At 31.5% G+C, this 12,834-nt stretch carries 11 protein-coding genes; 8 read left to right on the forward strand and 3 right to left on the reverse strand.

The genetic code is table 11. From position 1 onward, the window contains the following. The first annotated feature begins 38 nt into the window (after positions 1 to 38). Positions 39 to 290, forward strand: a complete 252-nt coding sequence (locus ACEWL1_RS10035) for a type B 50S ribosomal protein L31 (protein ID WP_409233171.1) — start codon at positions 39 to 41, stop codon at positions 288 to 290. A gap of 86 nt (positions 291 to 376) precedes the next feature. Here ACEWL1_RS10035 and ACEWL1_RS10040 read toward each other — a convergent pair whose 3' ends face one another. Next, the gene (locus ACEWL1_RS10040; RefSeq protein WP_409233172.1) at positions 377 to 1,051 is read right to left on the reverse strand and encodes a DUF4386 domain-containing protein; all 675 of its coding nucleotides are present in this window, start codon (positions 1,049 to 1,051) and stop codon (positions 377 to 379) included. Between the two features lie 145 nt (positions 1,052 to 1,196). Continuing rightward, positions 1,197 to 4,040, reverse strand: coding sequence for an aminomethyl-transferring glycine dehydrogenase (gcvP, locus tag ACEWL1_RS10045; RefSeq protein ID WP_409233173.1), 2,844 nt, complete (start codon positions 4,038 to 4,040; stop codon positions 1,197 to 1,199). Between the two features lie 154 nt (positions 4,041 to 4,194). On the opposite strand from gcvP, the gene ACEWL1_RS10050 reads away from it, so the two are divergent. The 5 genes from ACEWL1_RS10050 (at position 4,195) to ACEWL1_RS10070 (ending at position 8,726) form a co-directional block, all read left to right on the forward strand. Beyond that, on the forward strand, positions 4,195 to 5,010 hold the full coding sequence (locus tag ACEWL1_RS10050) for a UbiA prenyltransferase family protein (RefSeq protein WP_409233174.1): 816 nt from the start codon (positions 4,195 to 4,197) through the stop codon (positions 5,008 to 5,010). Between the two features lie 6 nt (positions 5,011 to 5,016). After that, positions 5,017 to 6,309, forward strand: coding sequence for a haloacid dehalogenase-like hydrolase (locus ACEWL1_RS10055; RefSeq protein ID WP_409233175.1), 1,293 nt, complete (start codon positions 5,017 to 5,019; stop codon positions 6,307 to 6,309). 163 nt (positions 6,310 to 6,472) lie between these two features. Beyond that, positions 6,473 to 7,882 carry a DUF6973 domain-containing protein gene (locus tag ACEWL1_RS10060; protein WP_409233176.1) on the forward strand — a complete coding sequence of 470 codons (1,410 nt, stop codon included), beginning with the start codon at positions 6,473 to 6,475 and terminating at the stop codon, positions 7,880 to 7,882. Between the two features lie 2 nt (positions 7,883 to 7,884). Beyond that, positions 7,885 to 8,340: a hypothetical protein gene (locus tag ACEWL1_RS10065; RefSeq protein ID WP_409233177.1), complete on the forward strand. Its 456-nt coding sequence runs from the start codon at positions 7,885 to 7,887 to the stop codon at positions 8,338 to 8,340. 8 nt (positions 8,341 to 8,348) lie between these two features. After that, on the forward strand, positions 8,349 to 8,726 hold the full coding sequence (locus tag ACEWL1_RS10070) for a lipocalin family protein (RefSeq protein WP_409233178.1): 378 nt from the start codon (positions 8,349 to 8,351) through the stop codon (positions 8,724 to 8,726). Positions 8,727 to 8,760: 34 nt separating this feature from the next. Here ACEWL1_RS10070 and ACEWL1_RS10075 read toward each other — a convergent pair whose 3' ends face one another. Then, the gene (locus tag ACEWL1_RS10075; protein WP_409233179.1) at positions 8,761 to 9,954 is read right to left on the reverse strand and encodes a C40 family peptidase; all 1,194 of its coding nucleotides are present in this window, start codon (positions 9,952 to 9,954) and stop codon (positions 8,761 to 8,763) included. A 92-nt stretch (positions 9,955 to 10,046) separates the two neighbouring features. Between ACEWL1_RS10075 and kynU the strand changes: the two genes are divergently transcribed. Both kynU and ACEWL1_RS10085 read left to right on the forward strand, forming a co-directional pair. Continuing rightward, positions 10,047 to 11,312 carry a kynureninase gene (gene kynU, locus ACEWL1_RS10080; protein ID WP_409233180.1) on the forward strand — a complete coding sequence of 422 codons (1,266 nt, stop codon included), beginning with the start codon at positions 10,047 to 10,049 and terminating at the stop codon, positions 11,310 to 11,312. 70 nt (positions 11,313 to 11,382) lie between these two features. Continuing rightward, the gene (locus tag ACEWL1_RS10085; RefSeq protein WP_409233181.1) at positions 11,383 to 12,807 is read left to right on the forward strand and encodes an FAD-dependent oxidoreductase; all 1,425 of its coding nucleotides are present in this window, start codon (positions 11,383 to 11,385) and stop codon (positions 12,805 to 12,807) included. Positions 12,808 to 12,834 lie beyond the last annotated feature (27 nt).

Here is a 12,834-nt window from a genome sequence, read left to right on the forward strand (position 1 = left end):
AAACAAAATATTAAAAAGATTATAAAAGTAAAAGTAAGATGAAAAAAGGTATACACCCAGAGAATTATAGAATGGTAGCTTTTAAAGACATGTCTAACGGAGATGTTTTTTTAACAAAATCTACTGCTGATACAAAAGAAAATTTAGAAGTTGATGGTGTAGAATATCCACTAATTAAATTAGAGATTTCTAGAACATCTCACCCGTTTTACACTGGTAAGTCTAAATTAATAGATGCTGCAGGACGTATTGATAAATTCAAAAACAAATACGCAAAATTCAAGAAATAAATTTCTTAGAACTTTAAACATATTTTTAAAAAGCCTCGACACTGTCGAGGCTTTTTTTATATTTAATAAATATATATTTTTATTTACTAGCTTGCCTTTTTTAACTTTAATGAATTAAATCCTTTGAAAAGTAACCATATAGGAAGAATTAGTTGAATCAATCCTATTGGTAAAAGCATGTCCATACTAATGCTATTTCCGTAAATTGAAAACAGTTCTTGCACAAACATAATAAGAACTGCTACTATTCCGAAAACAGAAAAGAACCTTGGAACCAGCTTAGAAATAAACAAAGTATAATACAACACAAAAACAGGAAAGCAAGAAATTAGTAAATATAAATAATGCGTCCACCAATGTTTTTCGTAAAGAAGAGTTTTCATCACTTTTAAAGAACTAGATTCTTCTCCATGATTCAAATATGCTTTGCTAAACTCCAACATCGATAAAACACTACTGTTGTCTAACATTATCGCGATAAAATTTAAAATGCAAAAAACAACATATAAATATGCTAATCTATAGTTGTGTTTTTTAAAAAGAGGTAATAAAATTACAGCAATTACAATTGATATTGCTCCACTAAAAATTCCAAGAACTACAGAACTAATTAATTTGGTTGCATTTTCAAAAGCAGCAGTTATATAATTATCTGAAAAAAGTACAGCTCCTTGTAAAAATTGAAAAATACTAACACCTGAAATAAAAACAAATAGCAATAACGCTCCAGTGATTCTTCCAATTTTTTTATTTGAATTCATAATGTTTTTTTGAATGATTATTAATTTAACTCTATATAAAGACGTAAGTACTTTATAAATAGTTGCCTAGGTTAATTTTTTATAACAAAAAACCGTTTCAAATAAATGAAACGGTTTTAAAATACTTATTTGCAGACATTGTATGCTACATATAATCTTCAATTGGGTTACAAGAACAAATTAAGTTTCTATCACCAAAAGCGTCATCAACTCTACGAACTGAAGGCCAAAATTTATTTTCAGCAATATAGTCTAAAGGAAAAGCAGCCTGTTTTCTAGTATAAGGCAACGTCCAATCATCCGAAGTCAACATTTCTTGTGTATGCGGCGCATTTTTCAACGGATTGTTAGCATCGTCTTTAGAAGCTTCAGAAATTTCTTTTCTAATAGAAATCATTGCATCACAAAAACGATCTAATTCAGCTTTGCTTTCAGATTCTGTTGGCTCAACCATAATTGTTCCAGCTACCGGGAAAGAAACCGTCGGAGCGTGGAAACCATAATCCATTAAACGTTTTGCGATATCAACAACTTCAATTCCGTTGTTTTTAAAATCTCTACAATCTAAAATCATTTCATGAGCTGCTCTGTTCATTTCTCCGGTATACAATGTTTCGTAATGTCCGTGTAAACGGTCTTTCATGTAATTGGCATTTAAGATGGCGTTCTTAGTAGAATCTGTCAATCCATCAACACCTAACATGGTAATATACCCGTAAGAAATTAAACAAACCAAAGCAGAACCCCAAGGCGCCGAAGAAATAGCTGTAATTGCATTGTCTCCACCTGTTTCTATAATCGGATTTGTTGGTAAAAACGGAACTAATTGTGGAGCAACACAAATTGGTCCAACTCCTGGTCCACCACCACCATGTGGAATAGCAAATGTTTTATGTAAATTTAAGTGACAAACATCTGCGCCAATAGTTGCCGGATTTGTCAACCCAACTTGCGCATTCATATTTGCACCGTCCATATAAACTTGTCCGCCATTATCATGAATAATTTGCGTAATTTCTCTAATTTCTTTTTCGTAAACTCCATGTGTTGAAGGATACGTTACCATTAAAGCGGCTAAATTATCTTTGTGTAATAGTGCTTTTTCACGTAAATCTTCCACATCAATATTTCCGTTTTCTGCAGTTTTAGTAACCACAACTTTCATTCCGGCCATCACTGCTGATGCAGGATTTGTACCGTGAGCAGAAGCAGGAATTAAACAAATGTTTCTATGTGATTCTCCATTTGACTGATGAAAAGCTCTAATGGTCATTAGTCCAGCAAATTCTCCTTGTGCACCAGAATTTGGTTGTAAAGAAGTTCCTGCAAAACCAGTAATAATATTTAATTGATGTTCTAAGTTTTTCAGTACCGTTTGGTAACCTTCAGCTTGATTTAAAGGCACAAATGGATGAATGTTTCCCCATTGTGGATTGCTTAAAGGCAACATTTCTGAAGCAGCGTTCAATTTCATTGTACAAGATCCTAAAGAAATCATAGAATGATTTAAGGCTAAATCTTTACGTTCTAATTTTTTAATATAACGCATCATGTCAGTTTCTGAACGATACGTGTTAAATACTTCGTGGTCTAGAAAAGAAGTGTTTCTTAGTACATCTTCTGAGATAGTTGTAGAAGAAGAAAGTTCTGTAACTGGAGTGTTATCAACATTAAAAGCTAATTTAAAGCAATCAACAATTGCATTTATTTCTTTTAAAGAAACAGTTTCGTTTACAGAAATTGAAACCGAATTATCATTAATATAATTAAAGTTGATGCTATTTGCTTCTGCAACTGTTTTTAGTTTTTTTGCATCGACTTCTACAGTAATTGTATCGAAGAAAGAGGAGTTTGTTTGTTTAAAACCTAAATCAGATAAAGCATTTGCTAAAGTAACCGTAGAAGCGTGAACTCTATCTGCAATATATTGAATTCCGTCTTTTCCATGATAAACAGCATACATTCCTGCCATAACAGCTAATAAAACTTGTGCAGTACAAATGTTTGAAGTTGCTTTTTCTCTTTTAATATGCTGCTCACGAGTTTGCAATGCCATACGCAAAGCACGTCCGCCATCAACATCTTTAGTAACTCCAATAACTCTACCAGGAATACTTCTTTTATATGCTTCTTTTGTAGCAAAATATCCTGCATGTGGACCACCATAACCTAACGGAATTCCGAAACGTTGTGTTGTTCCAACAACTACATCAGCTCCAAATTCTGCTGGTGCTTTTAACTTTGCTAATGATAAAATATCTGCAGCAACTGCAACTTTAATATTGTTTTCGTTTGCTTTTGCAACAAAACCAGAATAGTCGTAAACTTGTCCGTGTTTTCCAGGATATTGTAAAATTGCTCCGAAAAAGGCATCAGAAAAATCAAATTCTTCATGATTCCCAACCACTAACTCTATTCCGATTGGAGTAGAACGCGTTTGTAAAATTGATAATGTTTGTGGTAAGATTTCTTCAGAAACAAAAAACTTATTTACAGCTGCTTTTTTCTGAGCTCTTTCTCTAACATCAAACAACAAAGCCATTGCTTCTGCAGCAGCGGTCCCTTCATCCAATAAAGAAGCATTTGCCAATTCCATTCCGGTTAAATCACAAATCATTGTTTGAAAATTCAACAATGCTTCTAATCTACCTTGTGCTATTTCTGCTTGATAAGGTGTATACGCTGTGTACCAACTTGGGTTTTCTAAAATATTACGTTGTATTACACTTGGTACAATTGCTTCATGATATCCTAAACCAATATAACTTTTAAAAACTTTATTTTTTGCTCCTAACTCTTGAATATGACTTAAGTATTCATATTCGCTCATTGCAGGATCTAAATCTAATTTATCTTTTAAACGAATATCATTTGGAATTGTTTCAGAAATTAATTGATCTAAACTATCAGCTTTAATAGTAGCTAGCATCTCTTTTTGTTCTGCTGTGTCTGGACCAATATGTCGTATTTGAAATGAATTTGTGTTCATTATTTAGTTGTTTTATGTTGTACGAATGCAAGTTTTAATTTTGCGTATCAAAAGTAATTAAAATTAGAGAATATTTTGTGGTACAAAATTAATTAAAAGAAATATTTTATGAACCAATTCATAGGGTTGTTAACATAAATGCTATTTTTGTATGATGTCTTATCTGAAAAAACTTTTTGATTTTTATTTAAACTCAAGTATTCATGTTGCTTTAGCAGTATTTTCTTTTGTTAAAGTTACAGAAATCTATTACGAACTAGCGGGTCATGAAAATTTAAGTTATTTCATTTTTTTTGCAACAATTACAGGGTATAATTTTGTAAAGTATTTTGGAATTGCCAAATTTCATCATAGAAGTTTAACGAAAGATTTAAAAGTAATTCAGGTTTTTTCGTTGCTGTGCTTCTTATTGCTATGCTTTTTTGCCTATCAATTGCCTGTAGAAACCCTTGTTTTATTCATTCCGTTTGGTTTTTTAACCGTTTTATATGCGGTTCCTTTTTTAAGCGGATTGCAAAAAAATTTACGAACAATCAGTTATTTAAAAATAATAATTGTTGCCTTGGTTTGGGCTGGTACAACAGTGCTTTTACCATTATTAAATGCTGATAAGGTGTTGGATGAAAAAGTTATTTTATATATAATTCAACGTTTTTTAATTGTGGCGGTTTTAATTTTACCTTTTGATATTAGAGACATACAATACGATGCCATTTCTTTACAAACAATTCCAAAAAAAATCGGAATTAAAAACACCAAAAAACTCGGATTTGTATTGTTGCTTTTTGCATTAGTTATCGAGTTTTTAATTGCTACACAAACCACTTCAAAAAATATATTCTTAGGATTTTCTTTAGTAACATTATTATTTTTAATGCGTGCAAAAGAAAATCAATCTAACTATTACAGTTCTTTTTTTGTAGAATCGTTGCCAATAATCTGGTGGATATTTTTAGCCTATATAATTTAAATTTGAATGAACAGAAATTACGTTTTCGATTTTGATAGCACACTTACGAGTGTAGAAGCATTAGATGTTTTAGCAGAAATCACCTTGGCGAAAAATCCAGATAAAGAAGCAATTATTCAAGAAATTATAGACATTACCAATTTGGGAATTGATGGCGAAATTTCGTTTACAGAATCTTTAGAGAAACGAATTAAACTATTACAAGCAACAAAATCTGATTTACCAAAATTGATTAAAGAATTACACAAGAAAGTTTCTCCATCAATAGAAAGAAATACAGCATTTTTTGAAAAATATGCCAACTCTATTTATGTAATTTCAGCCGGATTTAAAGAGTTTATTATTCCGATTGTTGCCAAATATAATATTGCTGCTGAAAGAGTTTATGCCAATACGTTTGAGTTTGATAGCCAAGAAAATATTGTTGGTTTCGATAGAGAAAATCCGTTGTCTGTGCACAACGGAAAAATACAATGTTTACGCGATTTAAACTTAAAAGGAGAAATTCAGGTTATTGGCGATGGTTATAGCGATTATGTAACAAGAGAAGCCGGAATTGCACATAAATTCTTCGCCTACACAGAAAATGTTTCGAGAGATAAAACTACTGAAAATGCTGATTTTATTGCTCCAAATTTAGATGAGTTTTTATTTGTAAATAAATTACCAAGAAGTGTTTCGTATCCTAAAAACAGAATTCAAATTTTATTGTTTGATGATATAGAAACTGAAGTAAAAAAAATGTTTTCTGAAGAAGGGTTTTCTGTAGAAAGGATTTCAAAAGACAGTTCAGAAGAAATCATTTTAGAAAAACTTAAGAACGTTCATGTAGTCGGAATTCAATCAACAGAAATTACAAACCAAATGATTCAATTCGCAGAAAAACTATTAGCAATTGCTGATTTTAGTGTTGAGAAAAACAATATCGATTTAACTGTTTGTAAAGAAAAAGGAATTGTTGTTTTTAAAGTGAAAAAATCTATAAGTAAGGATACAAAAAGAGTTCTAAATTTTATTAATTCTGGAGACACAATTGGAGCAATTGATTTTCCGAATATTAAATTACCAGCAACTAAAAACACACATCGTTTTTTGCATATTCATCAAAATATTCCGGGTGTAATGGCAGAGGTCAATAAGATTTTAGCAAAATCAAAAAGCAATATTACAGCTCAATATTTATCAACTGATGAAACTATTGGTTATTTAATGACAGATGTTGATAAAGCATACAATCCTACCTTAATTAAGAAATTAAAAAACGTAGATGGAACCATAAAGTTTCGAGTTTTGTATTAAGCGATTGAATGGTAATTAAATAGGTGTTTATACCTGTTTTAAGTGGTAAAGGTCTGATAATTATTGAGTTATTTTTTTATTTCATTTTTTTTCTCTAATTTAGTTCAAGCAAAGAATGCTATGCTTTGCTAAAAATTGCAATACTAATTTAAAAGTAAAAAAAATGAAAAAGATTAAACACGTCCTAGCGCTAGCTATGATATTAACTGTAACAATGCTATTGTCTAATTGTCAAAACACTGATTTCGAAGAAATAGTACAAGAAGAACAATTATTAGGAAAGAAAAAACCTGATAAGTTTATCTATTATCGAGGGTTAAAAGTAAAAAAACGATTTAAAGCATCAGAAAAAGAGTTAAAAGTAAAGAAAGACAAGAAAAGTTTGAAAGCTCTTTATAATAGATTGAGAAAAGAAGCTAGGAAAGGTGTTAAAACTCAGAGTAAAAAATCTAAAATTAGTTATGAAATAGACGATGGGCCATTAGAAGACGTTGAGTTACCAACACCTGAAATGTTAGTAGAAGCAGCAAAGGCGGTTATAAATCAATTTCCATATGAAGAGATTGAAGGATATGCAACAACTTTTAACCCAAATCCTAATTCTACAAATCATGAAATGATTCAAGGTGATTTTGTAGGTTTATCGAATGCAGAAATAGAAGCAAATGAAAATATTATTGATGATTATTATTCAGATAATTTAGATTATATGACATTGAATGAAATAGCTACAAATCCACAATTATATAATCATCTTGGAACTAACAAGTCTAAGTTTGGAAAAAGTAATGATGAAGCTTCTATAGCTTTATGCACTTTAAATAGAGCTTTTTTTCTTGGTTATGGCTTAGTTAGGCCTTCAATTTCATATGGTTTCGCTACACCGACATCTTACTATGACGCAGGTAATAAATATCCTAATCTTGATGAAGGAAATACTAGACGAGATGCATATAGACACATGCTTTGGAACGCTCTTTTAGCACATTACTATTTTACAATATCTTCTAAGTCGAAACGACTAGGTTTTGCTACATTAGTTACAAACCTTAGAGAGAGTTCTCCTTGTGGAAATGCTAACGCAATTGATTCAAGAGCGATGGATTACCATAACAATGCTATTGGTAGAAAAGTATGGGATGATGGCACTGAATATCTGAAAATATTTGGTTTTACTGTTGGTTTAATGCAATCTTCAACATCACAATACAAAATGCGTATATTTAACATGATTGAGAGGGAAAGTTGTTATATTGTAAAAACTGAAGCAGAAGGAATTTTAAATGATTATGATGATAATGAAGTTAAGGTTGAAATATTAAATACTAATATTAATACACCAGTTTATTTTATTGGGCCAATAGCACCTGTAAGCTATGTCGGAAGCATTGAATTAGAGTATTATGAGTGTGATGATAACGATGGTGATTTTATACCAAAACGGGGAGAAAAAAGCACAAATGCATCTGGTATTGTGCCCGATGAAAACGGTGATTGTTTTCGAGAAATAATGGTGTATACACCTGTGTATCCTTGCTATGTATCTAAAGATGTTAATTTTAATCCATATTAACTATGAAAATAAAAAAAATAATTATTGTATTAAATTTTCTATTATTAATTTCATGTGTAAAAGATGAAGACCGAAGCTTTGAGGGATTTACTTTTGTAATTTCTAATGAGACAAATTTAATATATGATGCCGAAATATTTATTGGTGCCATAAAGAATGGAGTTTTTTCACCAACAGATTCAATTGTAATCCCTAAAATTAAGGTAGGCAAAGGTCACCCACACTATTTTATTGATGAGCATAGGTGGAGACCAAATTTAGAATCTATAAGAAATATTCCAGCAAATGAGTGTTATTTTTTATTAAAACTTTCTAATTCTAGAGAAGAAATTCTAAAAAGATATGATACATCAACACTTTTTGGCCTTGAAATTTCTAATAATAAAAAGATTGTAGATGAAGAAGGAAGAATATATATATATATATATGATAATGAAATTTTTGGTGAAAATCAGTAATAAAAACTATGAAAAAAATTATAATATTAGTAGTGCTATTTTCTTTTATTAGTTGCTCTAGCTCAAATGAAGACTTAATAGATCCGGTAGTTGGTTTATGGAAACTAAAATCGCTTACAATAGCAGGTCAAGAGACTATAAATGATTGTAAGTTAAAAGATCAAGTAGAAATACGCTCAGATAAAACATTTACTATTATTTTACATAGTGAAAGTGGCTGTGTAGAGCAATCTAGTTCTGGGAGTTGGGTAAGTGATTCAGGTAATAAATATAAATTTACTGCTGCTGGAGACACACAGATTTTTACATTGGTTTCTGATGAAAACCTCTCATTTAGTTTTGATCTCAACACTCAAATAGTTTTGTATACTTATAAAAAGCAATAATAACTAAAAAGCCTCCAGATATTGGAGGCTTTTTTTATGGTTTAACAATCAAAGATTCTTTCAAATCAATAATTTTATCATCTTTAACGCCTAAATAACGTCGGCTTCCTAAATATCTATTGGTGTTAAATTTATCGTAGTGTTTTTCGTTTTCATTTACAGAACTTAAATGTACATTACTCGCAGAATGAATAAACTCTCCTTTTCCGTTTCCAAGCCAAATTCCAACATGTGTTACACGCATTTTTTTACCATCTTTTGCAGGAGTTCCAAAAAACATTAAATCTCCTTTTTCCAACCCTTCAAATTTCAACTCTTCGTCTACAACTTTACCTGCATCAATCTGTTGAGAAGCATCACGCGGAATTACAAATCCGTTCATTAAATACACTGTTTTTGTAAAACCACTACAATCATTTCCTTTAGGTGAAGTTCCGCCCCACAAATAAGGAACACCTAACATTGTTTTTGCGGATGTTTCTATAAATTCAGCATTTGCAGGATTCTTTTTTAACCAAGAATTGTACAACACAGCTTCCGATTTATCTAAAAAACCAGTTCTTCCATCAGGATATTCCACTTCGTAAAAAGAATCGTGTTCTTTTTTAATAGCTAAAATTCCGCCAAAAGCAATATCAGAAACTCTGGTAGATTTTACGTTTTTTTGTTCATATACATATCCTGAGTTTTTTGTGTAAATCAGTTTGTCTTTTTTGTTCCAATTTTGCAAATCTTTGGCAGTCATTCTTTCAATTCCGCCACCATCAACCCAAGAAATATAATTATCTGGAGTTTGCACTCTGTACCAACTTCCTCTTTTGTCTAATACTTTTAATTCCATTCCTAACAAACCTTGCGTTCCTAATTCAGACGAATGTCTTGGATGCGTTCTAATGTTAATCACAGAGTTATTTCCTAAAGCATATTTTCTGTTTCCAACAGCAGAATCTGGTAGAATTCTCACTTCATTTTTAAAGGAGATGTTTTTCATTTTTAAACTATCAAGCAAAAGGTTAAACGCTTTTTTTGTGGTAGTTTCTCCTTTTAAAACTAATGTGTTATTTTTAATTTCAAATTTAATGTCAAACAGCTCAACACGTTTATCTGGAGCAAGTTGTTGCTTTATGTTTGCGTGAATTGTTTCTAAATTTGAAACAGAATTAGAGGTGTCGTTACAAGAAATAAATGCTGTAAAAAGTAGTAAGAAAATTATTTTTAGAGATTTCATCTGAATGATTTTTTTGCTAATGTACAAAATCGTTAAATTATTCAAATTGATTTCTCGAATAATCTTATATTTGGGGATAACCATTTTTTTTAATGACATACCAAAACACTTTAGCGTACGCAAAACAACAAGATGTAGAAGATCAATTGTCGCATTTGCGAGGACAATTTCACATTCCGAAAGATAAAAACGGCAATGATTGGCTCTATTTTACTGGAAATTCTTTAGGATTACAACCAAAAAATACACAAAAATACATTCAGCAAGAATTAGACGATTGGGCAAATTACGGAGTAGAAGGTCATTTTGAAGCGAAAAACCCTTGGATAAAATATCATGAGTTCTTAACAGAATCAATGGCAGAAATCGTTGGCGCAAAACCAATAGAGGTAGTTGTGATGAATACCTTAACAACAAATTTGCATTTGTTAATGGTGTCTTTTTATCAACCAACAAAAAACAAATATAAAATTGTCATTGAAAGCGATGCTTTTCCTTCGGATAGATATGCCGTACAATCGCAATTGCAATTTCATGGATTTGATACTGCTGAAGGTTTGATAGAATGGAAACCGAGAAAAGGAGAAGATTTATTAAATCTTGACGATTTAGAAACCATCATTTCTGAACAAGGAGATGAAATTGCATTATTGTTAATTGGCGGTGTTAATTATTATACGGGGCAATCATTAGATTTAAAACGAATTGCAGAAATCGGTCATTCAAAAAACTGTTTTGTCGGAATTGATTTAGCACACGGAGCAGGAAATATTTCTCCAGATTTACATAATTCTGGAGTTGATTTTGCAGCCTGGTGTACGTATAAATATTTAAATGCTGGTCCAGGAAGTTTAGGTGGATTATTCGTACATGAAAAGCACGCTCATAATAAAGAATTACCACGTTTTTCTGGTTGGTGGAATCATAACAAAGAAACACGTTTTAATATGCGTCAACCATTTGATGTGATGCCAGGCGCAGAAGGTTGGCAATTGTCCAATCCGCCAATATTATCAATGGCAGCTATTCGTTCATCACTTGATTTATTTGATAAAGTGGGAATGGACGCTCTGCGTCAAAAATCAGAAAAACTAACAGGTTATTTTGAATTTTTAATTATTGAAATCAATTCTGATGATATCAAAATTATCACGCCAAAAAATCCAAAAGAACGCGGTTGCCAATTATCAATTCAAGTAAAAAATGCAGATAAAAGTTTGCATAAAAAACTAACCGAAAACAATATCATTACAGATTGGCGAGAACCCGATGTGATTCGTTGTGCACCAGTTCCGATGTATAATTCATTTGAAGATGTGTATAGAATGGTGATAATTTTAAAAGATCTATTAAAGTAAAATGTCTCCTCGATCGCAGTCGAGAGGTATTTATTAGTTTTCGACTGCGATCGAACTGACACTAGAATAAATGAGTAAAAAAGAAAACATATTAATAATCGGAGCTGGTTTATGTGGTTCATTATTAGCACTTCGTTTAGCACAAAGAGGTTTTAAAGTGGAAGTGTACGAAAGTAGACCAGATTTACGGATTACAGATATTTCTGCTGGAAGAAGTATCAACTTAGCGTTGTCAGATCGTGGATTTAAAGCTTTGCGTTTGGCTGGAGTAGAAGAGCACGCAAAAGCAATTTGTATTCCGATGTACGGACGTTTAATGCACGACACAGAAGGAAATACTTTTGCGTCAAATTACTCGGGTAGAAAAGGAGAATATATCAATTCGATTTCTCGTGGCGATTTAAACGGAATTTTATTAACCGAAGCAGAAAAGCACGAAAATGTAACCATTCATTTCAATTCAAAATGTGTTTCTGTAGATATTGAAAACACAAAAGCTACTTTTGAAAACTATAATACTAAAGTAGAATTTTCTGTAAATGCTGATGTCATTTTCGGAACAGACGGCGCTGGTTCTATTTTGCGCAAAAGTTATTATTTGGAGCGTAAGTTTTTGTTTAGTTATTCGCAAGAATACTTAACCCACGGATATAAAGAATTAGAAATTCCTGCTGATAAAAACGGAAATCATCAAATAAGTAAAGATCATTTGCATATTTGGCCGCGGGGCGATTACATGTTAATTGCATTGCCAAATATGGACGGAAGTTTTACTGTCACACTTTTTTTAAGTTATGATGAAGGCGAGTATAATTTCAATAATTTAACTTCCGAAGAAAAAATTACAGCGTTTTTTGAAAATGAATTTCCGGATGCCTTGACGTTAATTCCAAGTATAAAAGACGAGTTTTTAAACAATCCGGTTGGCGCTTTAGGAACTGTAAAATGTTCGCCTTGGTCTTATCAAAATAATACTATTTTAATGGGTGATGCCGCACACGCAATTGTTCCGTTTTATGGTCAAGGAATGAATGCCTCTTTTGAAGATGTAACTGTTTTTGATGAAATTTTAAATGATTTCGAGCGCAGACAAGAAGTAGGAAGTTGGGAAGCTATTTTTAAAGCGTATGAGAAAGCAAGAAAACAAGATACAGACGCTATTGCAGATTTAGCAATTGATAATTTTCATGAGATGAAAAATCATGTTGCAAATCCGTTATTTAAGCAAAAGCGAAAAATAGAAATGGATTTGGAGAAAAATTTTCCAACCGAATATTTTTCAAAATATTCTATGGTTACTTTTAATGAAGATATCAGTTATGATGAAGCCATGAAAAAAGGACGTGCACAAGACAAAGCATTGTTAAATATGATTGCTGATGATGATATTTCGACTTCACTTGATATGACAAAAGAAGAATTACAAATTGTATTCGAAAAAGTGAAGCAAGAAACAAACGAAATTTTAGAAGAAGATAGAATCGCAGAATTATAAAAATAGATTCCGTATTAAGTGCGGAAT

This window comes from Polaribacter gochangensis (genome assembly GCF_046224025.1).
Classification (GTDB): Bacteria; Bacteroidota; Bacteroidia; order Flavobacteriales; family Flavobacteriaceae; genus Polaribacter; species Polaribacter gochangensis.